This window comes from Streptomyces acidiscabies (assembly GCF_020010905.1).
Lineage (GTDB): Bacteria > Actinomycetota > Actinomycetes > Streptomycetales > Streptomycetaceae > Streptomyces > Streptomyces acidiscabies.
Genome location: NZ_JAGJBY010000001.1, coordinates 3,571,245 through 3,594,685, shown reverse-complemented (window position 1 = coordinate 3,594,685; position 23,441 = coordinate 3,571,245). Strand labels below are relative to the sequence as shown.

The window sequence follows — 23,441 nt, the reverse complement described above, 5'->3', positions numbered from 1 at the left end:
CCGCGTACAGGGAACAACGTTCAGCATGGCACCTGGGTTCCTTACCCACTCAATACCTCCACCGGTGACCAGGCCGTGTCTCACCTGTGATGTGGCGGAGGGGCGGGGTCAGGCGCCGAACAGGTTCTGCTGGGTGCCGTTCTGGGGCTGGTTGGGCGGGGTCAGGCCCAGGTGGGACCAGGCCGCGGGGGTCGCGACCCGGCCTCGGGGGGTGCGGGCCAGCAGGCCCTCGCGGACCAGGAAGGGTTCGGCCACCTCCTCCACCGTCTCGCGCTCCTCGCCCACCGCCACCGCCAGGGTCGAGAGGCCCACCGGGCCGCCGCCGAAGAGTTTCAGGAGCGCTTCCAGCACCGCGCGGTCGAGGCGGTCGAGGCCCCGCTCGTCCACCTCGTACACCTTCAGGGCCGCGCCCGCGATGGTCCTCGTGATCGTGCCGTCCGCCTTGACCTGGGCGTAGTCGCGGACCCGGCGCAGGAGGCGGTTGGCGATGCGGGGGGTGCCCCGGGAGCGGCCGGCGATCTCCGCGGCGCCGGCCGGGTCGATCTCCACGTCCAGGAGGTCGGCCGAGCGGTGCACGACCCGCTGGAGTTCGGCCGGTTCGTAGAACTCCATGTGCGCGGTGAAGCCGAAACGGTCCCTCAGGGGCGGCGGGAGGAGGCCGGCCCGGGTGGTCGCGCCGACCAGCGTGAACGGCGGGAGTTCCAGGGGGATCGCCGTCGCGCCCGGGCCCTTGCCGACGATCACGTCGACCCGGAAGTCCTCCATCGCCATGTACAGCATCTCCTCCGCCGGCCTCGACATCCGGTGGATCTCGTCGAGGAACAGCACCTCGCCCTCCTGGAGCGAGGAGAGGATCGCGGCGAGGTCGCCCGCGTGCTGGATCGCTGGGCCGCTGGTGATGCGGATCGGCGCGGCCATCTCCGCGGCGATGATCATCGAGAGGGTGGTCTTGCCGAGGCCCGGTGCGCCGGAGAGGAGGACGTGGTCGGCGGTCGCGCCTCTGGCGCGGGCTGCCCTGAGGACGAGGTCCAGTTGTTCCCTGACCTTTTCCTGGCCGATGAACTCGCCGAGGTCCTTGGGGCGGAGGGCGGCTTCTACCGCTTGGTCCTCGCGGTCCGCTGACGCGGCGACGAGGCGGTCTTCGTCGGTCGTGTCGTCCCAGTTCATTTCGTGCGCCTCAGGGGTTGGGGGGTGATGTGTGGTGGCGGGTGCGGGTAGTTCGTGGCTGGTCGCGCTCACGCGGCGGTAGCCGCATATCAGATACAGCCCCGCGCCCCTAGGTCGGTCTACCTAGCTCTGTTCAAAGTCTGGAGCGCCGCCTTCAGCAACTGGCCCACCTGCGGCGTGCCTTCCGTCGCCTCCGCCTGCGGGGTTACCGCCGCTACCGCTTCGTCGGCCTCTCTCGTCGCGTACCCCAACCCCAGTAGCGCCGCGTGGAGTTGGTCCCGCCAGCCCAGTGATACCGGTGCGCCGATCGCCGCTTTGCCCAGCGGTTCGCCCAGTCTGTCCTTCAGTTCGATCAGCAGTTTCTGGGCGCCCTTCTTGCCGATGCCGGGGACGGAGATCAGCGCCTTCTCGTCGCCCGTCGCCACCGCTCTGCGCAGCGCGTCCGGTGTGTGGACCGCCAGCATTGCCTGGGCCAGCCTCGGTCCCACTCCGCTCGCCGTCTGGAGCAGTTCGAACACCTGGCGTTCGTCGTCGTCCGCGAACCCGTACAGCGTGAGGGAGTCCTCGCGGACGACCAGGGACGTCGCGAGTTTGGCGGGCTGGCCGATGCGCAGGCTTGCGAGCGTGTTCGGCGCGCACTGGACGGCCATGCCGACCCCGCCGACCTCGACCACGGCCGCGTCGGGGGCGAGTGCGGCGACCGTGCCGCTGACGAAGGCGATCATGTCGTACGGCCTTTCGAGGCGTGCAGGGCGACGGCCTGCTGGAGTCGGTTCTGGGCGGGGGCGCGCCAGATGTGGCAGATGGCGAGGGCGAGGGCGTCGGCGGCGTCGGCGGGTTTCGGGGGCGCATCGAGCCGCAGCAGACGCGTCACCATCGCCCCGACCTGTGCCTTGTCCGCGCGCCCGCTGCCGGTGACGGCGGCCTTGACCTCGCTGGGCGTGTGCAGCGCGACGGGGATGCCGCGGCGGGCGGCACACAGCATCGCGACGGCGCTGGCCTGCGCCGTACCCATCACGGTCCGGACGTTGTGCTGGCTGAACACGCGTTCCACGGCGACGAATTGGGGCCGGTGCTCGTCGAGCCACTGCTCGATGCCCTGCTCGACGGCGAGGAGGCGTTGGCTCAACTCGGCGTCGGCGGGGGTGCGGACGACACCGACGCCGATCATGGTCAACGGCCGTCCCGCGACGCCCTCAACCACCCCCACACCGCACCGGGTCAGTCCGGGGTCGACCCCAAGTACCCGCACATCGCCCTCCCTTCGCTCACCTGTTTGTGCAGGCTATCCGCTGCCACTGACAACGGCCGACATGACGACGGGCCGACGGGGTGTGTCCCGTCGGCCCGTTCGTGTACCGAAGTCGGATCAGGCGTCGACCTTTTCCATGACCTCGTCGCTCACGTCGAAATTCGCGAACACGTTCTGCACGTCGTCGCTGTCCTCAAGCGCGTCGATCAGCTTGAAGATCTTGCGGGCGCCCTCTTCGTCCAGTTCGACCTGCATGGTCGGGACGAAGTTGGAGTCGGCGGAGTCGTAGTCGATGCCGGCGCTCTGGAGAGCGGTGCGGACGGCGACCAGGTCGGTGGCCTCGCTGAGGACCTCGAAGGACTCGCCGAGGTCATTGACCTCTTCCGCGCCCGCGTCGAGGACCGCGTCGAGGACGTCGTCCTCGGACAGCTCACCCTTGGGGACGATGATGACGCCCTTGCGGTTGAAGAGGTACGAGACGGAACCGGGGTCGGCCATGTTGCCGCCGTTGCGGGTCATCGCGACGCGTACGTCGGAGGCGGCGCGGTTGCGGTTGTCGGTGAGGCACTCGATGAGCACCGCGACGCCGTTCGGGCCGTAACCCTCGTACATGATCGTCTCGTAGTCGGCGCCACCGGCTTCGAGACCGGCGCCGCGCTTGACCGCGGAGTCGATGTTCTTGTTGGGGACCGAGCTCTTCTTGGCCTTCTGGATGGCGTCGAACAGCGTCGGGTTGCCGGACGGGTCGGCGCCGCCGGTACGGGCCGCGACCTCGATGTTCTTGATCATCTTCGCGAAGAGCTTGCCGCGCTTGGCGTCGATCACGGCCTTCTTGTGCTTCGTCGTAGCCCATTTAGAGTGGCCGGACATCTGCCTGTCTCCTTCGCGTAACCCATCTACCTACCAACGCAGAGATCCTACAAGGACTCCGCCGCCCGGTTCGCGCGGACCATGTCGACAAAGAGCGCGTGCACGCGGTGGTCGCCGGTCAGCTCCGGATGGAACGACGTGGCGAGCGCGTTGCCCTGGCGTACGGCGACGATATGACCGTCGTACTCGGCGAGCACCTCCACGCGCGCGCCCACGGACTCGACCCACGGGGCGCGGATGAAGACGCCGTCCACGGGGGCGCCGTCGACACCCTGTACGGCGATCTTGGCCTCGAAGGACTCGTTCTGGCGGCCGAAGGCGTTGCGGCGGACGATCATGTCGATGCCGCCGACCGTCTCCTGGCCCGAGCGCGGGTCGAGGATCTTGTCGGCGAGCAGGATGAGGCCGGCGCAGGTGCCGTAGACCGGCATTCCCGCGCGTACGCGCGCGCGGAGGGGTTCCAGTACGCCGAACAGGACGGCCAGTTTCGAGATGGTGGTCGACTCGCCGCCGGGCAGGACGAGGCCGTCGACCTCGGCGAGCTCCTCGGGGCGGCGTACCGGGCGGGCCAGGGCGTCGGCCGCGGCCAGGGCGACGAGGTGTTCCTGTACGTCGCCCTGGAGCGCGAGCACTCCGATCACGGGAGTGGTCATCGGTGCTACCAGCCGCGGTTGGCGTAGCGCTCGGTCTCGGGGAGGGTGTCGCAGTTGATGCCGACCATGGCCTCGCCGAGGTTGCGGGACGCGTCCGCGATGATCTTCGGGTCGTCGTAGAAGGTGGTCGCCTTGACGATCGCGGCGGCGCGCTTGGCGGGGTCGCCGGACTTGAAGATGCCGGAGCCGACGAAGACGCCCTCGGCGCCGAGCTGGCGCATCAGCGCGGCGTCGGCGGGGGTGGCGACGCCGCCGGCCGAGAACAGGACGACCGGGAGCTTGCCGAGTTCGGCGACCTCCTTGACCAGTTCGTACGGGGCGCGCAGGTCCTTCGCGGCGGCGTACAGCTCGTTGTTGTCGTAGCCGCGCAGGCGGGCGATCTCGTTCTTGATCTGGCGCAGGTGGCGGACGGCCTCGACGACGTTGCCGGTGCCGGCCTCGCCCTTCGAGCGGATCATCGCGGCGCCCTCGGCGATACGGCGCAGGGCCTCGCCGAGGTTGGTGGCGCCGCAGACGAAGGGGGTCGTGAACGCGAACTTGTCGGAGTGGTTGACCTCGTCCGCCGGGGTCAGGACCTCGGACTCGTCGATGTAGTCGACGCCGAGGGACTGGAGCACCTGGGCCTCGACGAAGTGCCCGATCCGGGACTTCGCCATGACCGGGATGGAGACGGCCTCGATGATGCCCTCGATCATGTCCGGGTCGGACATACGGGCCACGCCGCCGTCCTTGCGGATGTCCGCCGGGACCCGCTCCAGCGCCATGACGGCGACGGCGCCCGCGTCCTCCGCGATCTTCGCCTGCTCCGGCGTCACGACGTCCATGATCACGCCACCCTTGAGCTGCTCGGCCATCCCACGCTTCACGCGCGCGGTGCCGGTCTCGGGGGCCTGGTTCTCGCTGCTGGACACGTACGACCTCGCTGAAGTGAAGGGGGTTTCCTGGAGGGGGGTACTCCCGAGGAAACTCCCGCCGACCAGTCCACATCAAGGGCCAATGAGCAGGCGGTGGATCTTTTCGGGTCAGTCGGAGTTCTCCCAGACGACGATGCCGGGGCCGTCGGGGGTGAGGACGGGGATCCATGCCTCGTCGGCCTCGGCGAGCCGCGCCTCGTCCAGCGCGAGGCGGGCGGGCCAGGTGTCGTCACGGTTCGCGGAGCCGTACAGGCGCAGATCGGCCACGGCTGTCCGCAGGCGGTCTCGGAAGGCGGGGTCGTGTGCGTCCCCGCCTTCGGTGAAGAGGCGTTTCAGGTCGCTGTCGGCGTCGGGGGCGAACAGGGGGATCAGGTAGCCCTCCTGCTCGTACGGCACGCATGCGTGGCCGCCGCCCTGCACCTCGTAGACCACGCCGGTCGACGCCGCGACGATCACGCAGAGCCAGCCGGTGCCGGAGCCCTCCGGGTCCAGGACGATCCGCCGGGTCACCTCTCCGCCAGCGCCGCCGGCGGCTCGTCGTCCATTTCGAAGGCCATCGGGAACGCGGCGTGGCCCGCGAGGTGGAACCAGCGGACCTTGCGGTGTTCGCGGAGGCGGCGGGCCGCTCCTACGGCGTCGTTGTGGAAGCGGCGGGCCATCGGGACGCGGCGTACGGCTTCGGTCAGTTCGTGTGTCGCCGCCTCGCCGCCGGGGGCTTCCTTGATCTCGTCCACCTGCTGGTGGTCCGCGAAGATGGCCCTCAGCGCCTGGCTCAGCTCGCTCTCCGCGACCTCCCGCTGCTCCTCCTCCGCCTGCCTCGCCGCGTGCGCGGCCTCGTACAGCACGATCGAGGCGGCCGGATCGAGCACCCCGGACGTCGCCAGCTCCTGCGCGACCGAGGCCCGCCGCAGCAACTGCGCGTCCAGCGCGGCCCGCGCCGCGTCGATACGGGTGTGCAGCCGGTCGAGCCGCCCCGCCGTCCAGCTCAGATAGAGGCCGATCGCGACGAGAACGACGAGGGTCCAGATCAGGGTTGCGGTCACGGGCGGCAAGGGTAGCGGGGTCCCCCGGCCCTCAGTCCCCCGCCTCTCAGTCCCGCGCCAGCCCCAGCCGAGCCCGCAGCCCCCCGCCCCCCGCCCGCTCGTCCGCCGCCACAGCCGCCGCCCCCGCTGTCACCGTCTCGTACACCGACAGGATGTCCGCGCCGACCACCGACCAGTCGAACCGGCGTACGTGCGCGCTCCCCCGCTCCCGGAGTTCGGTGCGTCTCGCCGGGTCGTCCAGCAGGCGGATCGCCGCCTCCGCGAGCGCGTCCGCGTCCTCGTTGGCGAACAGTTCCCCGGCGGCGCCCTGGTCCAGCACCTGGGCGAACGCGTCGAGGTCGGAGGCCAGCACCGGCGCCCCCGCCGACATCGCCTCGACCAGGATGATCCCGAAGCTCTCGCCGCCGGTGTTGGGAGCGACGTACAGGTCGATGCTGCGCAGCAGACGCGCCTTGTCCACGTCGGAGACCATGCCGAGGAACTCCACCCGGGACCGCAGCTCGGCGGGGAGGTCGGCGACGGCCTCCTCCTCGTCCCCGCGCCCGGCGATCAGCAGCCGCGCGCCGGGACGCTCGGCGAAGATCCGCGGGAGCGCCTTGACGAGCACCGGCAACCCCTTGCGGGGTTCGTCGATCCGCCCGATGAACCCGAGGGTCTCGCCCCCGGCCCCGCTCCCCTGCCACTGCGCCCGAGGCTCGGCGCGCGCGAAGAAGTCCACGTCGACCCCGTTGGGAATCACCACCGCGTCCCCCCCGAGATGCTCCACCAGCGTCCGCCGCGCGTACTCGCTCACCGCGATCCGCGCGCTGATCTTCTCCAGCGCGGCCTGGAGGATCGAGTACGCGGCGATCATCGCGCGCGAGCGCGGGTTGGACGTGTGGAACGTCGCGACCATCGGCCCCTGCGCGGCCCAGCACGTGAGCAGCCCCAGCGACGGGGACGTCGGTTCGTGGATGTGCACGACGTCGAAGGCCCCGTCGTGGAGCCACCGGCGTACGCGCGCGGCGCTGAGGAAGCCGAAGTTGAGGCGGGCGACGGAGCCGTTGTACGGGACGGGGACGGCGCGGCCGGCGGAGACGACGTACGGCGGCAGGGGCGTGTCCTCGTCGGCGGGCGCGAGGACGGAGACCTCGTGGCCCAGGCGGATGAAGTACTCCGAGAGGTCCCGGATGTGGAACTGGACGCCGCCCGGCACGTCCCAGGAGTACGGGCACACGATCCCGATCCTCACGCGGGCCCCCTCGCGGGATCGAGGTCCGCGAGCCACAGCCGTTGCAGCATGTGCCAGTCCTCCGGATGGTCGGCGATTCCCGAGGCGAAGGCATCTGCCAGCGCCTGTGCCATGACAGACGTCTTCTCGGCCCGGGTACCTGACGCGGGTACCTCGATCGGGGGATGCACCCGTCCGCGCATGACGGGCGAGTCGTCGTACCAGAGGGTCACCGGCAGCAGCAGCGCGTCCGTCTGCTGGGCCAGCAGGGAGGGCCCGGCCGGGATACGCGTCCGCTCGCCGAAGAAGTCGACCTCGACGCCGGACGAGGACAGGTCGCGCTCGGCGACGAGGCACACCAGCCCCCCGTCGCGCAGACGCCGCGCGAGGGTCCCGAAGGCGGTGCCGCCGCTGTGCGGCAGGACCTCCATGCCGAGCCCCTGCCGGTAGGCGACGAACCGGTCGTACAGGGACTCGGGCTTGAGGCGTTCGGCGACCGTCGTGAACGGGGTGTCGAGCCGCGTCGTCACCCACGCGCCCGCGAGGTCCCAGTTGGCCATGTGCGGCAGCGCGAGGATGACGCCCTTGTCCGAGGCGAGGGCATCGGTGAGGTGGTGGACGTCCTTGGGGTCGAACCCGCCCTTGACGCGCTCCTCGCTCCACGCGGGCAGGCGAAACGATTCCATCCAGTACCGCAGGTACGACCGCATGCCCGCGCGGGACAGCTCCCTGAGCTGCTCGGGGCTCGCGCCCGGCCGTACGCGCGCGTAGTTGCTCTCCAGCCGCAGCACCCCCTTGCCGCGCCTGCGCCAGGCGACATCGGCGATGGCCTGTCCGAGGCGTACGGCGACGGGTTCCGGGAGCTTCTTGACGGCCCCCCAGCCGGCGCCGTACAGCGCGTCCGTCAACCGGTCCCGGGCGTTCACCCGGCCGTCTCCTGCTGCGCGGCGTCGGCAGCAGCCGCGTCGGCCTCGGCGGACTCGCGGCGGACCGTGACGACACGCTGGATCAGCGTCACGAGGCTGCCGACGGCGACGAGCCACAGCGCGACCGGCAGCAGGTACTGGATGCCGGGCACACCGAACTTGTGGAGCCCGGCGAGGCCGGCGGCGACCAGCGACACCACGAGCCGCTCGGCGCGCTCCACGAGCCCGTTGACGGCCACCGGGAGCCCGATCGACTCGCCGCGCGCCTTCGTGTACGACACGACCTGCCCGCTCGTCAGGCAGAAGATCGACACGGCGCACAGGACGTTGTCGTCGCCGCTGCCCGCGTACCAGAGCGCGAACCCGCCGAAGATGGCGCCGTCGGCGACCCGGTCGAGCGTGGAGTCCAGGAAGGCGCCCCAGCGGCTGGAACGGCCGAGCTGGCGGGCCATGTTCCCGTCGACCAGGTCGGAGAACACGAACAGCGTGATGACGATCGTGCCCCAGAAGAACTCGCCCCGGGGGAAGAAGACCAGCGCGCCCGCGATCACACCCGCCGTGCCGATCAGCGTGACCGTGTCGGGGCTGACGCCCCGCCTGATCAGAAACGTGGCGAACGGTGTGAGGACACGCGTGAAGAACGCACGCGCGTACTTGTTCAGCATGGCTTTCCCGACAGTCGTAAGGCGCCGCGCGGCCCTTGCTGGCCACCGGCTGGCCCATCGTAGCCACGCGCGCGCCTGTACGACGGTCGGGCACCCGCACCCGTCCTTTGGCGCGAAGGGTTCGCGTCCGCCGTATGGACGCCCCGTGACGGGAGTGGAAAGCTCGAAGGACCGCGGGCGTCACCGGAGCCGCCGCTGGTCGCGGATCCGTGTGTGCCCGCGTCCCAGGGACCTCACCCGATGCTCGGGAGGCAAGGACATGGGCGACAAGGCGAACGCACACCTCGGGGCCGCCGGCAGGGCTACGGCGGCCGGCCACCCCGCGTCCGTACGGAATGTGGTGCTGGTCGGCCACTGCGGAGCGGGCAAGACGACACTGGTGGAAGCTCTCGCGCTGACGGCGGGGGCGGTGAACAGGGCGGGCCGGGTCGAGGACGGCGGGACCGTCTCCGACTACGACGAGATCGAGCACCGCCAGCAGCGGTCCGTACAGCTCTCGCTGGTGCCCGTCGAATGGGACGGCATCAAGGTCAACCTCCTCGACACACCCGGGTACGCCGACTTCGTCGGCGAACTGAGGGCCGGTCTGCGCGCGGCGGACGCGGCCCTCTTCGTCGTCTCGGCGGCGGACGGCGTGGACGGCGCGACGCGCATGGTGTGGGACGAGTGCGCGGCCGTGGGCATGCCCCGCGCGATCGTCGTCACGCACCTGGAGTCGGCCCGCGCGGACTTCGAGGAGATGGTCCGCACGTGCGCGCGGACGTTCGGCGGGGACGACCCCGACGCCGTCCTCCCGCTCTACCTGCCCCTGCACGGACCCGCAGGACCCGACGGCCACGCGCCCGTCACCGGCCTCACCGGGCTCCTCACGCGCACCCTGTTCGACTACGCGTCCGGCGAGCGCAAGGAGTCCGAGCCGGACGAGGCACAGCTCCCGGCGATCGAGGAGGCCCGCAACCGGCTCATCGAGGGGATCATCGCGGAGAGCGAGGACGAGACCCTCATGGACCGCTACCTGGACGGCGAGCAGATCGACGTCCAGACGCTGATCGACGACCTGGAGCGGGCCGTCGCGCGCGGGACGTTCTTCCCCGTCCTCGCGGGCGCACCTGCGGCGGACGGCGCCCGCCAGGGCATCGGGACCGTCGAACTCCTCGAACTGATCACGCGCGGGTTCCCCACCCCGCTGGAGCGCGAGGCACCGCACGTGACGACCATCGACGGCCGTACGCGCGCGCTGAAGCCCTGCGACCCGAGCGGACCCCTCGTCGCCGAGATCGTGAAGACCACCTCCGACCCGTACGTCGGCCGGGTCTCCCTCGTCCGCGTCTTCTCCGGCACCCTGCGCCCCGACGAGACGGTGCACGTGTCCGGGCACGGGCTCGCCGACCGGGGGCACGAGGACCACGATGTCGACGAGCGGGTGGGCGCCCTGTCGGCGCCGTTCGGGAAGCAGCAGCGGGTGCTGTCGCACTGCATCGCCGGGGACCTCGCGTGCGTCGCGAAGCTCGGCCGGGCCGAGACCGGGGACACGCTGTCCGCGAAGGACGACCCGCTGCTGATGGCCGCCTGGCGGATGCCCGACCCGCTGCTGCCGCTCGCCATCGAGGCACACAGCAAGGCCGACGAGGACAAGCTCTCCCAGGGCCTCGCCCGGCTCGTCGCCGAGGACCCGACGATGCGGCTCGAACACAACGCGCACACGCACCAGGTCGTCCTGTGGGCGCTCGGTGAGGCCCACGCGGACGTCGCGCTGGAGCGGCTGCGCAGCCGGTACGGGGTGCAGGTCGACGTCGTCCCGCACAAGGTGTCGCTGCGGGAGACGTTCGGCGCGCGCTCGGGCGGGCGCGGACGGCACGTCAAGCAGTCCGGGGGGCATGGGCAGTACGCCATCTGCGAGATCGAGGTCGAGCCGCTGCCCGGGGGTTCCGGGATCGAGTTCGTCGACAAGGTGGTCGGCGGCGCGGTGCCCCGCCAGTTCATCCCGTCCGTCGAGAAGGGGGTGCGCGCGCAGGCCGCGCGCGGGGTCGTCGCCGGGTACCCGCTCGTCGACGTCCGCATCACCCTCCTCGACGGCAAGGCCCACTCCGTGGACTCCTCCGACGCCGCGTTCCAGACGGCCGGCGCCCTCGCCCTGCGCGAAGCCGCCGCCGACGCGACGATCCACCTGCTGGAGCCGGTCGCCGAGGTCAGCGTCCTGGTCGGCGACGACTACGTGGGCGCCGTCATGAGCGACCTCTCCAGCCGCCGGGGCCGCGTCCTCGGCACGGAACAGACCAGCTCCGGCCGCACGCTGGTGCGCGCCGAGGTGCCCGAGATCGAGATCGGCCGGTACGCGGTCGACCTGCGCTCCCTGTCCCACGGCACGGCCCGCTTCGACCGCGTGTACGCACGGCACGAGGCGATGCCGGCGCATGTGGCGGAGAAGGTGCGGGGGCAGGAGGAGAACCCGTAAGGGGAGTCGGGGGCGGGCCCGGCCGCTCGCCCCCAACTCCCCTTCCCCTACTCCGGGTCCGGATGTCAGTGGGGGCGGATACCCTGATGACCTGATCAACAGGTGTGCGGAGCACGGAAGTCGGGAAAGCCGCAGGAGCGGGTCCGGGCGGCGATGGGGGCGGTTACATGACCGTTGACAGTGTGTACGGCGACATCTTCGGCCCACAGGTGCCGCTGATGGGCGACGGAGGACAGACGGCGACGTTCGCGCTGGCCTCGGCCGCCTACCGGGACAGCCCGGCGGAGGAGATAAAGAAGGCCGACAACGAGTGGCACCAGTCGTCGGTGAGCACGGGCCGCAAGTGGGCCAAGATCTTCCGGCCCAACCTCGGCGAGGCGTTCTCCCAGGCCGTCATCGACCGCATGCTCGGCGTCGGCCGCAAACCCCTCATCCAGTCCTTCGGCGCGGAACCCGCGGTCATCGTCGAACACTGCCTCGCCGCGAACAACATCCGCCGCGAACGGGACCGCAAACTCGGCGCCATCATGTTCCTGTGCGGCGTCGTCTTCCTGCCCGGCCTGCTGCTCTGGCTCGGCGTCTTCCAGCTCCGCGCGATGACAGGCAAGAGCACCAACAAACGCGCCTCGGGCCTCGCCACCGCTCTCCTCGTCGTCGTCGGCATCCTCGCCGCGATCCTCCTGGTCAAGCTGCCCTTCGGCGGCATCCTCGGCTGGTACGTGCGCGGAGCGATCGTCGCCCCCGTAGCCGGCTGGTTCCTCGCCCGCCGCATCTGCGAGTCCACCGCCAAGGACCTGCGCGAACGCTGGGACAGCCTCCTGTCCGGCGCCGGCGTCGGCGCGAAGATCCCCGAGGCCGTCCCCACCAGCCCCGACCAGGCCGCCGCCGAACAGCTCCGCCAGTCGCTGGCCCGCCTCTCCGCCGAACAGCAGTCCAACGGCGTCTTCTACGCGGGCCCCAAGGGCATCCTCGGCATGGGCACCCGCTGGGGCTCCTGGCACCTCGCCGAGGAACTCGTCCCCCTCGACCCGGTCAAGGGCGTCCACGAGTTCCGCAGCTGGACCGTCGCCCGCGCGATCAGCGACCAGCTCAACCTCCTGCAACGCCAGAGCCTCAAGACCGGCGGCTTCCCCGCCCCCTCCGTACGGCACTGGGTCGTCTCCCACGTCGGCGAAGGCGCCAAGGCCGTCACCCGGCCCGAGGGCACCGACGTCGAGGCGTACCAGTTCAAGCCCAGGGCCATCGAGGACATCTGCAACAACCAGCAGTTCGGCGGCGGCAACCGGCACTACCTCGGCGTCCAGTGGACCACCTGGGACGGCCAGCTCATCATCACGATGATGATCACCGTCACCGTCCTGCACGAGACGCTGCGCATAGAGGTCACCGGCCACGCCCTCGGCCCCGTCAACGGCCTGTTCATGTCCAAGCCCGAGGCCCCCACCAAGGAGGTCGCCAAGACCGTCCGCTTCTGGGAGACCCGCAAGATAAAGCTCCCCCTCGTCACCACCGACGAGGTCGTCCGCCTCGGCGCCCGCGCGACGATCAGCTGGTACCCCCCGCTCCTCCAGTGGCTCGGCGGCTCCATCAGCCTCCCCGAACCCTTCGGCCTGCGCCACGCCTGGGCCGACCAGCCCTGGAAGAACCGCTTCATGGCCGACGACGCCCTGCGCACCGCGACCCCCGTCCTGCGCGTCGTCCACGCCGCGACGATCAAGGTCCTGCGCGAACACGACGTGGACGTCGAGAAGTTCCTGGCCCGCTCCGGCGTCCTCAGCGGCGGCGTCCAGAGCGCGGAACCAGGCAAGTCGGACACCTATAACGCGTGAACCCGCGCCGACCGGGTCCTCACGACTCGGTCGGCCACGCCTCCGCCAGCATCTTCCGCGTGTCCGCCAGCAGTTGCGGCAGCACCCGCGTGTGCCCCACCACCGGCATGAAGTTCGTGTCCCCGCCCCACCTCGGGACGATGTGCTGATGCAGGTGCGCCGCGATCCCCGCGCCCGCCACCGCGCCCTGGTTCATCCCCAGGTTGAACCCGTGCGCCCCCGACGCCTTCCGCAGCGCCGTCATCGCCTGCTTCGTCAGCAGCGCGACCTCCGCCGTCTCCGGCTCCGTCAGGTCCGTGTAGTCGGCGACGTGACGATACGGCACGGCCATCGCGTGACCGCCCGTGTACGGGTACAGGTTGAGCACGACGTACGCCAGCTCCCCCCGCCTGACGATCAGCCCGTCCTCGTCGGACTTCGCCGGAATCGAGCAGAACGGACAACCGTCGTCGGCGCCCGGACCGGTCGGCTTGCTCTCACCCTGGATATAGGCCATCCGATGAGGCGTCCACAGGCGCTGGAACGCGTCCGGCACGCCCACTCCGATCTGCTGCTCCGGCTCACTCGTCATGGTGAGCAGCATATGGCGTAGGGCTGGGGGCAGGGGAAAGGCCCCCGGAGCGAACTCCGGGGGCCCTCACCGTCGTACCGTCACACCTGGACGCGACGCTCCACGACGTCGACGAGCTTCGCGAGGGCCTCGTCGCGGGGGATGCCGTTCTCCTGCGAACCGTCCCGGTAGCGGAAGGAGACCGTGCCGGCGTTCATGTCCTCGTCGCCGACGATGATCATGAACGGCGTCTTGGCGCGCTGTGCGTTGCGGATCTTCTTCTGCATCCGGTCCGACGAGGAGTCGACCTCGACCCGCAGGCCCTTCTTCTTCGCCTCGGCCGCGAACTCCGTCAGGTAGTCGATGTGCGCGTCCCCGATCGGGATACCCACCGCCTGCACGGGCGCCAGCCACGCCGGAAACGCCCCCGCGTAGTGCTCAAGCAGCACGGCGAAGAACCGCTCGATGCTGCCGAAGAGCGCGCGGTGAATCATCACCGGACGCTGCTTCGAACCGTCCGCCGACGTGTACTCCAGGTCGAACCGCTCCGGCAGGTTGAAGTCGAGCTGGATGGTCGACATCTGCCAGGTGCGGCCGATGGCGTCTTTGGTCTGCACGGAGATCTTCGGCCCGTAGAACGCGGCACCGCCCGGGTCCGGCACCAGCGGCAGCCCCTGCTTCTCGGCCACCTGCCGCAGCGTCTCCGTGGCCTCTTCCCAGACCTCGTCGCTGCCGACGAACTTTTCGGGATCTTTGGTCGACAGCTCCAGGTAGAAGTCGTCCAACCCGTAGTCCCGCAGCAGCCCCAGCACGAACGTCAGCGTCCGGTCCAGCTCATCGGACATCTGCTCACGCGTGCAGTAGATGTGCGCGTCGTCCTGAGTAAAGCCACGCGCACGGGTCAGGCCATGCACGACACCCGACTTCTCGTACCGGTACACAGTCCCGAACTCGAAGAGCCTCAGCGGCAGTTCACGGTACGACCGCCCCCGCGCATCGAAGATCAGGTTGTGCATCGGGCAGTTCATCGGCTTGAGGTAGTAGTCCACGCCCTCGTCGAGCTGCATGGGCGGGTACATACCGTCGGCGTACCAGTCGAGGTGACCGGACTGCTCGAAAAGCTTGCCCTTGGTCGCGTGGGGCGTGTAGACGAACTCGTACCCCTCCTCCTCGTGCCGCCGCCGCGAGTAGTCCTCCATCACCCGGCGGATGATCCCGCCCTTGGGGTGGAAGACCGCGAGCCCGGAGCCGATCTGCTCGGGGATGGAGAAGAGGTCCAGCTCGCTGCCGAGCTTGCGGTGGTCACGCTTCTCGGCCTCCACAAGGAAGTCGAGGTGCGCCTTCAGCTCGTCCTTGGAGGGCCAGGCGGTGCCGTAAATCCGCTGGAGCATCGGGTTTTTCTCGCTGCCCCGCCAGTACGCGGCGGCGTTCCGCATCAGCTTGAACGCCGGGATCTGCCGGGTCGACGGCAGGTGCGGACCGCGGCACAGGTCCTTCCAGCACAGCTCGCCGGTCTTCGCGTCGAGGTTGTCGTAGATCGTCAGCTCACCGGCCCCGACCTCGACGTCCGCGCCGTCGTCGGAGGACGCGGACCCCTTGAGGCCGATCAACTCCAGCTTGTACGGCTCGTTCGCGAGCTCCTCGCGGGCGGCCTCGTCGGTCACCACGCGGCGCGCGAACTTCTGGCCGCGCTTCTGGATCTCCTGCATCTTCTTCTCGATGGCCTTGAGATCCTCGGGCGTGAACGGCTTCTCAACGTCGAAGTCGTAGTAGAAGCCGTCCTTGACCGGCGGTCCGATACCGAGCTTGGCCTCGGGGAAGATCTCCTGCACGGCCTGCGCCATGACGTGGGCGGCGGAGTGCCGCAGGATGTTGAGGCCGTCCTCGGAGGAGATCTCGACCCCCTCGACCACATCGCCGTCCGCGACGGAGTACGCCAGGTCCTTCAGCTCACCGGCCACGCGCGCGGCGATGATCGAGCGCTCGCCGGCGAAGAGGTCGGCAGCCGTGGTCCCCGTCGTCACCACGCGCTCTTCCCGCTCGGAATCGCGTTGGATGGTCACACGGACGTCTGACACCGGTCTCTCCTGCCTGAAGGTGAAATGCGGCGCCATACGAGGAGCGCGCGCAAGAGGGGATCGTACCGACCCGGGAGCACCCACCGCGAAACAAGCCCCCCAGGTCAGTCGTCCAGCTCGCCCCCACACGCCTCCTCGAAGAAGTCGAGGTTCTCCTGGAGCGACTTGAGCAGCCGGTCCCGCTCCTCGTCGTCGACTTCGACGGGTACGACGCCGTACCCCTCCGCCAGCCGCCGGAACCCGCCCCGGCTCTCCAGCCGCCCCCGCACCCGGACCGGCAGCCCCAGCAGATGCGCCTGCCCGGCGATCCGGTAGTCCTCCTCGTCGAGCCGTACCCGCACCTGGGCCACCTCGGCGCCCGCGAGGACCCGCAGCCGCACGCTGCCCTCCCCCCGGGGCCCGGACCGCCGCAGCCGCAGGACGGCCCCGGTCACCGTGACCGGCACGGACGGCTCCTCCCGCAGGTACCGCGCCCCGGCCTCGCGCAGCACGGGTACGTCCCCCGGCGAGAACTCGACGGCCTCCCCGGACCCTGCGCACCCCTCGGGCACCCCGGCGCCGGGCGCCCACGCGACGGCGATGCGCGCCCCCTCCGTACCCCGCACGAGCGAGATGAGCGCCTCGGTCAGCTCGCGGCTGACGCCGGCCTCGACGGCGCCGTCGAAGGCGTCCATGCCGCCGGTGGCCCGCTGGTAGTCGACGGCCTCGCGGGCGGCGTACAGGGCCTGGTGCAGGCGTACGGCGAGGGGGCGGGCGGCGCGGACGGGGGCGAACGCGGTGAGCCGGCGGCCTCCTTCGGCGGTGCCGACGAGGACGTCGTCGAGGAGGGCGGCGGCGCTGTGGCGGTGGCGGGCGCCGTGGTAGCCGGCGGGGGCGCGGGTCGCGAGGGCGGCGGCGAGGAGGGTGCGGCGGGCGGCGGCGCGCAACTCGTCGTCGGCGTTCCAGGAGGCGGCGTTCCAGGAGACCGCGTTCCGGGCCGCGGGGCCCTCGGGGATGTCGCGCCACCAGCGGATCTCGTCGCTGGGGACGGCGAGCCCGAGCAGGACTTCGCGTGCGGCGGGTGTCCCGGTGCGGGTGAGTGCGGTGAGTGCCTCGGTCAGCAGGTCGTCGCTGTCGGGGTAGGCGCGGGTCTCGGGGACGAGGAGGCTGGTCGTGGTGCCGGGTCCGGGCGGGGTCCAGCGTCCGTAGCGGCCGGGTGCTCCGCCGCGCCGCTGCCAGCCGTGCCGGCGCAGGAGGGCGGCGAGGACGGCGGGGTCGACGTCGGCGGCGTCGGGGACGCGGTACCAGCCGTCGTGTTCGGGGTGGGGCCGTAGTTCGTCGAGCGGCCGGTGGCTCATGGTCGTCCTCCCGTCCCGACCCGCGTCATGATCTCGCACAGCGCCCGGTCGTCGAAGATGCGTGAGGTCGGTATCCGTACGGTGGTGCGGGTGCGGCCGGTGATCGGCCGGCCGGCGAGGTTGACCCAGTAGCAGCAGTGCCGCAGGTCGAGGCGGTCGTGGCCGGCGCGCAGCCAGTCGTCCGGGGAGCGCGGGACGAGCATCACGACCAGGATCTTGTGCACGGACACCGGGGTGCGCGCGAGTTTGCGCAGGTGGTCGTTTTCGAGGGTGAAGGGGAAGGTGCGGCCCGGCGGGTGGGGCGGGAGCTGGTACGTCGCCTTGAGCTGGACCTTGATGGTGACTTCGTCGTCGACGGTGTGGCCGGGTGAGCCGTGGCTGACGTGCCAGTCGATGCCGTTGTCCGGGAACGGCTGGGACAGCGAGCAGCCGGCCGCTGCGGCGACGGCGTGCAGATAGCCGACCTGCAAGGTCTCCATGCAGGCGGTGGTGGCGAGCGTGCCGCGATGGGGGCCCGTGCGTTCGGGCAGCAGCCCGCCCCGCTCGGGCTGCGCTATCGCCATGACCAAAAGCCTTCCCCGTTATTGCGAGTTCTTGGTGCGGCCGGGCGAACTCCCAGCTCCCGCACTCCTGTTGTGTCCTTCCGGCGTACGGCGCAAACAGCCCGGGTATCACCAAACAGGCAGAAGACGGCATGTCATCGGCCGTGCGCGAACGAGGGGTTGTGAGGATATGACGTGCTGGTACGAAGGCCCCCTCGCGGCCTTCGACACGGAGACGACAGGAGTGGACGTCGAGTCGGACCGGATCGTGTCGGCCGCGCTCGTCGTGCAGGACGCCACGGGGACCCGGCCCCGGGTGAGCCGCTGGCTGGTCAACCCGGGCGTACCGGTGCCGAGTTCGGCGACGGCGGTGCACGGGCTGACGGAGGAGCACCTCCAGCGCAACGGCCGCTGGCCGGCGCCGGTGATGCACGAGATAGCGGAGCTGCTGGCCGAACAGGCGGCCGTGGGGCGGCCGTTGGTGGTGATGAACGCGCCGTTCGACCTGACGCTCCTGGACCGCGAGCTGCGCCGGCACCGAGCGTCGTCCCTGGACGACCGGCTGGAGCAGTCCTCGCTGCGCGTCCTGGACCCCCGGGTCCTGGACAAGCACCTGGACCGCTACCGCAAGGGCCGCCGCACGCTGACGGACCTGTGCGAGCACTACGGCGTGACGCTGTCCGAGGCGCACGACGCGGCGGCGGACGCGCTGGCCTCCCTTGAGGTCGTACGAGCCGTAGGCCGCCGCTTCTCGGCCCGCCTCGAACGCCTCTCCCCCGGCGAGCTGCACACCCTCCAGACGGGTTGGCACGCGGCCCAGGCGCGCGGCCTCCAGGCGTGGTTCGCGCGAAGCGGCCAGGAGGAGACGGTGGACCCGGCCTGGCCGGTCCGCCCGCCTGCTCTCCCGGCGGCGGCATGAGGGCAAGCAAAAGGCCGGTCAGCTAAGGCTGACCGGCCTTTTCCCGGTGGGCGATACTGGGTTCGAACCAGTGACCTCTTCGGTGTGAACGAAGCGCTCTCCCACTGAGCTAATCGCCCGGGAACGCACTGAACAATACAGTCCCGCGCGCGGTTCCTTCAAACCGCGCGCAGAACCCGGACGAGCCCACGCCGCCCACCACGCATCATGAGCCGATGGTTGAGCCGAAACACGGGCCGCCCGGGAACGGCGAGCACCCGCAACAACGCCTTGTTCACGACGACGACTTGCTCGTAGACCGCAAGGGTCCCACCCCCCTGAGCCTCCAGCGTCCACCGAGCCCACCCCTCAAGATCCCCACTCATGGAGATCTCCAGCACCCCGGCACCGGGATCACGCCGAACCTCGCGCGCGGTGAAGGTGAGGGTGTAGGGAAGGGTGGCGCGGATGTGAATGAGACCGGTGGTGTCGTCAATGGGGGTGACCGAGCGAACTTGGGGCCACCAGCGGGGATACTCCTCGGCGCGTTCGAGGGCGGAGTACACGACGTCGGTAGGCGCAGGCAGGCGCCACAGGCTACGAAACCGATAGCGCGTCCAATCCACAAGCGGCAAGTCTAGGTCTTTCAGGGGCGCGGGGCTGTGTCGATTTGCGGCTACCGCCGCGCGGGCGCGACCAGCCACAACGGGCCCACAGTCCCCCACCACCCGAACCACCCCCTACGAAGGCATCTTGTTCCCCAGAAGCGCCAGGTTCTCGATGGCCGCCAACCCATACAACGCGGTGTCGTTGGTCGACACCCACGTCGCCTCGCTACCGGCGACCAGAGCCGTCGGTCCCACCACCTTCTCGGTCCTCCACGGCGCCGACTCCTTGTACCCATCGGAGTTGTAGAACTTGTCCCAAGCCCGCTTGGCCAGCTTCTCGTCCCCAGTCTTCACCGCGGCATACGCATCAAGCCGCGAGTGCCCCTGGAACAACAGCAACGTCCCGAAGTTGGCCCCATACCGAGCCGCCTGCTCAGCCTTGGTCGCATTGAAGTACCGGCAGTAGTCGAAGTACGCCTCATTGAACCGAGGCATGTCGACGAGATGGATCAACTCAGCGCAGAGCTCGTTGAGCCCGAAGACGGCGGACAGATGCGACACCCCCACGACCGGCGAGGACGCCACCGCGAACTTCCCGGTGTCGAGGTCGTACAGCCCACTCCCCTGCACGAACCCGTTGGGCTGCGCGGCGATGGTCTCCATCGTGGACAGCACCCGAGCCTTCGCCTTCTCCCACTTGGGCCCACGCCGCTCCCACTCGGTGAGCCACGCGGAGACGAGCCCGCTCCAGTCGGTACCGAACCCGATGGACAGGGCGTGCCGGTCGGGCGTGTAGGGCTCGGTGCGGATCTTGCGGATGGGGTCGAGGACGAGGAACGTCTCGTCGGAGTCGACGTTCGCGTGCATGAGGTCACCGACGCGTTCGTCGGCGGTGAGGAAGTAGTAGAAGCGCCGGTACGTGGTGTTGGCGATCCGCTGCTGCTTCGCGCTGTCGGCGTAGTGCTGGACGCCGTGCCGGGTACCGAGCCCGGCCCACTTGCCGAGGTGGTACACGTCGACCTCCCCGGTGTGCCGGGTCATGGCCTCGGCGAACCGGAAGATGTCGGAGCGGCCGGAGCGCAGATACGCGTACCAGAGCCAGAGGTCCGGCGACAGCTCGGAGTTGTCCCACGCGTACCCGCCGATGTCGTACCGCCACTGGTGCCGGACGGTGTCGTACGTGTGCATGATGTCGCCGTAGTCCCAGAAGCCGTACCAACGGCGCTGCTCCACCTGGTCCTTGTAGTACGTGAAGAGGAAGTCGAGGTGGTCCTCGATCTTCGCCTTGGCCGGCGTGGAGCGGTCGGGCTCGGAGTACAACCCCGGCCCGAAGACACCGGCTTTGATCAACTGCTGGGGCGGCGCAGCCAGTTGCGGCAACACCCGGACGGCGTCGACCTGTTGGGCGAGTGTTTCCGGCGTCGGTGTGGACTCGTTGGCCCAGAAGAGGAGTTCGGAGGTACGCGCGATGCCGTAGGGCGTGCCGAACTCGGGTTCGTAGTCCTCGTACGTGATGTTGAGGCCTTCGAGCTGTTCGGGGAACGTGTCCTGGCCCATGCCGTCGTGGTAGAAGCGCAGGTCCATCGGCTGGGCCTCGGGCGACCAGAGCCAGAGGGTGACCTCGGCCTCGTCGGTCTGGGCGTCGCGGATGTCGAGCTGGGAGGGGTGGCGCTCCCAGAAGTCCCGCAGCCCGAAGGAGAATCCGCCGCTCGCGCCGCCGACGTACCCGAACCCGGAGGCCCGCTTGCCGCCGCCCGCGCCGATCCAGCCGTGGCCCTTCTTGGTGCGCTTGCGCACGGTGAAGCCGTCGGAGGAGAGCTGGGAGAGGGTGTAGTCGCCCCACTCGGGGATGTACTGGAGCCGGGTGGTGACCCGCTGGTCCCAGGTCGACGGGTCGGGCAGCTTCTTCCCGGCGAACTGGGCTTCCTGGACGGCGATTCCGGGGTCGCGGCGCAGGCCGGTGATGCCCTTGACGGCCTCGCGGAGCAGGCCCGTGCCCTCGCCGCCGATGCGGATGTGGCGGTCGTACGCCTGGTCGCGCATCGGCACGGTGAACCGGACGCCGAGGCCGCGGATGAAGTCGCCGCTGGCCTTGCCGGGTTCCTGGGTGCCGTCGTAGGTGATGGTGTGGACCATGCGGAAGGAGTCGGCGCCCGCGTAGAAGTAGAGGCGGATTGAGAAGGGGAGCCAACTCCGGTTGCCCTTGCGGTGCTTGCCGTCGATGCGGACGACCGCGCGGACGGGGCCGTCCTGTTCGACGGTCACCTCGGAGATGGCGCCCTCGAAGCGTTCGGTCTTGACGGTGCCCTGGTCCTCGTCCTCGATCTCGGGCTGGCGGATGAGGACGAGGCGGCCGTTCTTGGCGATCTCGGTGGAGCCGCGTTTCACGGATTTGATGAGCGTGGCACCGGACTTGCCGATCTTCACGTCGACGACGCCGGTCGACACGTCGATGGTGCCGCCGCTCTTGTAGACGGTGACCTTCTTGCCGGGCGCGGTCGGCGTACCCGGCGCCAGCGTGAGCTTGCCGTCGCCCGAACTCACCGCGTGCGCGGTCCACTTGAGGGAGCCGTCGGGCCAGTAGGCGATGGGCCAGGACTGGACGGGGACGTCCTTGCCGTCGGCGTCGGTGACCGCGAAGGCCTGGTCCTCCTGGAAGGCGCCCATCGGCCAGGGCACGCCGAGCGTGGAGCCGGGGGCGGCGCCGAGGCCGCCGTCCTCCAGCCAGTCCAGGGTCACCGGGTCGGCGGCGCCGCTCGGGGCGTTCGGCGCGGCGGAGGCGTTCGAGCCGAGCGCCCAGCTGAACTGCGCGGCGACTCCTGCGACGGCTGCCGCCTTGAAGAGGGATCTGCGGGGAAGGGGGGACATGGCCGTTCCTTTCCGTGCGGGGAAGCTTCGGGCATGACAGAGGAAGGCACGGGGACACCGGCCTTGGTTGCGGTACGACGCCGGGGGCGCCGGCGCCGTACCGGTAAAGCGACAGCTCAGCGGCGCCGGTACCGCTCCTCCACCGCCAGCGCCGCCGCGACGACGGCGCCGAGCACGGGAACGCCCAGCGGCGCGATGAACCACGCGGACATGACGACCACCGCGAGCCCGGCGACGACGAGGAAGGAGCCGGCCGGGTCGAGGACCGTCCGGCGCCCGGCCCCGGCGAGCAGCTCGCGCCAGCGGTCGCCCGGCGTCCAGACGGCCGCGGCCCGCAGCAGCGCGACGGCGGCCCCGATCAGGGCGAACACCCCGATCGCGCCGATCAGCGGCCCGCCCGGCAGCCCCGCGCGCACGGCCCACACGTCGACCCAGACCGCCACGACGGCCGCCCACCCGGCGAGCCCGACGGCCCACCCGCCGCGCAGCGCCGTACGGAAGTCGGCGATGAACTCCCGCAGTCCGCCGTCCACATGGGCGATACGGCGGGCCAGATGGCGGCTGCCTGCGGCGAGTGCGGCGGGGTAGGTGACGACGCCGAGGCAGGCGACGGCGATCCAGACGCCGGTGAGCAGGCACTCGGCGAAGACGGCGAACCGCTCGGCGAACACGGACTCCTTGCGGGGCTTCACCCGCGTCTCGGTGGCCATCGGCGTCAGCCCTTGAGTCCGGAGGTCGCCATGCCGTCGATGAGGTAGCGCTGGAAGGCGAGGAAGAACGCGAGGACGGGCAGCAGCGCGACGAGGGACATGGCGATCATGCCGCCGTAGTCGGCCACGCCTTCCTGGTCGACGAACATCTTCAGGCCCAGGGAGACGGTGTACTTGTCGGGCTCGTTGAGGTAGATCAGCGGGCCCATGAAGTCGTTCCACGAGTTGATGAACGTGAAGATCGCGCTGGTGATGAGGGCCGGGCGGCACAGCGGGAGCACGATCGACCAGTAGATGCGCAGGTGTCCGCAGCCGTCGAGGCGGGCGGCCTCGTCGAGTTCCTTGGGCAGGTTGCGCATGAACTGGACCATGAGGAAGACGAAGAACGCCTCCGTGGCGAGGTACTTGCCCAGCAGCAGCGGGGTGTACGTGTTGATCATGTCCATGTTGCGGAAGAGCACGTACTGCGGGATGAGCAGGACGTGGTACGGCAGCAGCAGGGTGCCGATCATCAGCGTGAAGAGCAGGTTGCGGCCCGCGAACTTGATCCGCGCGAACGCGTACGCCGTGAGCGAGCAGGAGATCAGGATGCCGATCACGGAACCGAGGGCGAGGGTCAGCGAGTTGACGAAGAACGTCGAGATGGAGATGTCGGCGATGCCGTCGCTGAGCCGCTCGTAGTTGGTGGTGATCGGGTCGGACGGGAAGAGGTCGAGGCTCCCGACGATGTCCTCGCTCTTCTTGAACGAGCCGCCGATGACCCAGATCACGGGGTAGAGGATCACGGCAAGAATCGCGAGGGAGCCGAGGTGCCAGGCGAGGGAGCCAGCGCGCCCCCGTCCGGTGCCGGACGACTTCTGAACCAT

21 protein-coding genes, 1 tRNA gene and 1 pseudogene are annotated in these 23,441 nt (G+C 70.2%); 3 read left to right on the top strand and 20 right to left on the bottom strand.

Features of this window, described 5'->3' with window-relative positions; translation table 11 throughout:
• Positions 1-108: 108 nt before the first annotated feature.
• From ruvB to pgsA, 11 genes and pseudogenes are all read right to left on the bottom strand, one after another.
• The gene (gene ruvB, locus J8M50_RS16690; RefSeq protein WP_010351285.1) at positions 109-1,167 is read right to left on the bottom strand and encodes a Holliday junction branch migration DNA helicase RuvB; all 1,059 of its coding nucleotides are present in this window, start codon (positions 1,165-1,167) and stop codon (positions 109-111) included.
• Between the two features lie 119 nt (positions 1,168-1,286).
• A complete protein-coding gene (gene ruvA / locus J8M50_RS16685; RefSeq protein ID WP_010351286.1) occupies positions 1,287-1,892 on the bottom strand; it encodes a Holliday junction branch migration protein RuvA in 606 nt (201 codons plus the stop codon).
• Positions 1,889-2,419 carry a crossover junction endodeoxyribonuclease RuvC gene (ruvC, locus tag J8M50_RS16680; RefSeq protein WP_029183510.1) on the bottom strand — a complete coding sequence of 177 codons (531 nt, stop codon included), beginning with the start codon at positions 2,417-2,419 and terminating at the stop codon, positions 1,889-1,891. The genes ruvA and ruvC overlap by 4 nt, the downstream gene beginning before the upstream one ends.
• Positions 2,420-2,536: 117 nt before the next feature.
• Entirely contained in the window at positions 2,537-3,289 is a 753-nt protein-coding gene (locus J8M50_RS16675; protein WP_010351288.1) for a YebC/PmpR family DNA-binding transcriptional regulator, read from the bottom strand.
• 47 nt (positions 3,290-3,336) lie between these two features.
• Positions 3,337-3,942, bottom strand: coding sequence for a pyridoxal 5'-phosphate synthase glutaminase subunit PdxT (gene pdxT / locus J8M50_RS16670; RefSeq protein ID WP_010351290.1), 606 nt, complete (start codon positions 3,940-3,942; stop codon positions 3,337-3,339).
• A gap of 5 nt (positions 3,943-3,947) precedes the next feature.
• Positions 3,948-4,853, bottom strand: coding sequence for a pyridoxal 5'-phosphate synthase lyase subunit PdxS (gene pdxS, locus J8M50_RS16665; protein WP_010351291.1), 906 nt, complete (start codon positions 4,851-4,853; stop codon positions 3,948-3,950).
• 111 nt (positions 4,854-4,964) lie between these two features.
• On the bottom strand, positions 4,965-5,366 hold the full coding sequence (locus tag J8M50_RS16660; protein ID WP_010351292.1) for a DUF6210 family protein: 402 nt from the start codon (positions 5,364-5,366) through the stop codon (positions 4,965-4,967).
• On the bottom strand, positions 5,363-5,908 hold the full coding sequence (locus J8M50_RS16655) for a LemA family protein (protein ID WP_075661817.1): 546 nt from the start codon (positions 5,906-5,908) through the stop codon (positions 5,363-5,365). Before J8M50_RS16655 ends, J8M50_RS16660 begins: the two co-directional genes overlap by 4 nt.
• Positions 5,909-5,945: 37 nt before the next feature.
• Positions 5,946-7,130, bottom strand: coding sequence for a glycosyltransferase family 4 protein (locus J8M50_RS16650; protein WP_010351295.1), 1,185 nt, complete (start codon positions 7,128-7,130; stop codon positions 5,946-5,948).
• Positions 7,127-8,035 (bottom strand): phosphatidylinositol mannoside acyltransferase, encoded by a 909-nt coding sequence (locus J8M50_RS16645; protein WP_010351296.1) that lies wholly within the window; start codon positions 8,033-8,035, stop codon positions 7,127-7,129. Before J8M50_RS16645 ends, J8M50_RS16650 begins: the two co-directional genes overlap by 4 nt.
• Positions 8,032-8,758: pseudogene (pgsA, locus tag J8M50_RS16640) on the bottom strand (phosphatidylinositol phosphate synthase). Before pgsA ends, J8M50_RS16645 begins: the two are co-directional and overlap by 4 nt.
• A gap of 201 nt (positions 8,759-8,959) precedes the next feature.
• Between pgsA and J8M50_RS16635 the strand changes: the two are divergent.
• Together J8M50_RS16635 and J8M50_RS16630 are read left to right on the top strand one after the other, a co-directional pair.
• Complete coding sequence (locus tag J8M50_RS16635; RefSeq protein WP_010351298.1) at positions 8,960-11,155, top strand: elongation factor G-like protein EF-G2; 2,196 nt, start codon at positions 8,960-8,962, stop codon at positions 11,153-11,155.
• A 167-nt stretch (positions 11,156-11,322) separates the two neighbouring features.
• Positions 11,323-12,984: an AbeC-like domain-containing protein gene (locus tag J8M50_RS16630; protein ID WP_010351299.1), complete on the top strand. Its 1,662-nt coding sequence runs from the start codon at positions 11,323-11,325 to the stop codon at positions 12,982-12,984.
• Positions 12,985-13,003: 19 nt separating this feature from the next.
• Here the strand turns inward: J8M50_RS16630 and J8M50_RS16625 are convergent, their stop codons facing one another.
• The 4 genes from J8M50_RS16625 to J8M50_RS16610 form a co-directional block, all read right to left on the bottom strand.
• Positions 13,004-13,555: an HIT family protein gene (locus J8M50_RS16625; protein ID WP_178855045.1), complete on the bottom strand. Its 552-nt coding sequence runs from the start codon at positions 13,553-13,555 to the stop codon at positions 13,004-13,006.
• An 80-nt stretch (positions 13,556-13,635) separates the two neighbouring features.
• Positions 13,636-15,612: a threonine--tRNA ligase gene (gene thrS / locus J8M50_RS16620; RefSeq protein ID WP_010351301.1), complete on the bottom strand. Its 1,977-nt coding sequence runs from the start codon at positions 15,610-15,612 to the stop codon at positions 13,636-13,638.
• 104 nt (positions 15,613-15,716) lie between these two features.
• A complete protein-coding gene (locus J8M50_RS16615) occupies positions 15,717-16,949 on the bottom strand; it encodes a hypothetical protein (protein ID WP_075825335.1) in 1,233 nt (410 codons plus the stop codon).
• On the bottom strand, positions 16,946-17,512 hold the full coding sequence (locus J8M50_RS16610) for a DUF4365 domain-containing protein (protein WP_010351303.1): 567 nt from the start codon (positions 17,510-17,512) through the stop codon (positions 16,946-16,948). The genes J8M50_RS16615 and J8M50_RS16610 overlap by 4 nt, the downstream gene beginning before the upstream one ends.
• Positions 17,513-17,681: 169 nt before the next feature.
• Here J8M50_RS16610 and J8M50_RS16605 point away from each other — a divergent pair, with 169 nt between their 5' ends.
• Positions 17,682-18,410 (top strand): 3'-5' exonuclease, encoded by a 729-nt coding sequence (locus J8M50_RS16605; RefSeq protein WP_010351304.1) that lies wholly within the window; start codon positions 17,682-17,684, stop codon positions 18,408-18,410.
• Between the two features lie 47 nt (positions 18,411-18,457).
• Here J8M50_RS16605 and J8M50_RS16600 read toward each other — a convergent pair.
• From J8M50_RS16600 to J8M50_RS16580, 5 genes are all read right to left on the bottom strand, one after another.
• Positions 18,458-18,529, bottom strand: a tRNA-Val gene (locus J8M50_RS16600).
• Positions 18,530-18,568: 39 nt separating this feature from the next.
• The gene (locus J8M50_RS16595) at positions 18,569-19,015 is read right to left on the bottom strand and encodes an SRPBCC family protein (RefSeq protein ID WP_010351305.1); all 447 of its coding nucleotides are present in this window, start codon (positions 19,013-19,015) and stop codon (positions 18,569-18,571) included.
• Between the two features lie 114 nt (positions 19,016-19,129).
• Entirely contained in the window at positions 19,130-21,865 is a 2,736-nt protein-coding gene (locus J8M50_RS16590) for an exo-rhamnogalacturonan lyase family protein (protein WP_010351306.1), read from the bottom strand.
• 116 nt (positions 21,866-21,981) lie between these two features.
• Complete coding sequence (locus J8M50_RS16585; RefSeq protein ID WP_010351307.1) at positions 21,982-22,575, bottom strand: hypothetical protein; 594 nt, start codon at positions 22,573-22,575, stop codon at positions 21,982-21,984.
• 5 nt (positions 22,576-22,580) lie between these two features.
• A complete protein-coding gene (locus tag J8M50_RS16580; RefSeq protein ID WP_050987143.1) occupies positions 22,581-23,441 on the bottom strand; it encodes a carbohydrate ABC transporter permease in 861 nt (286 codons plus the stop codon).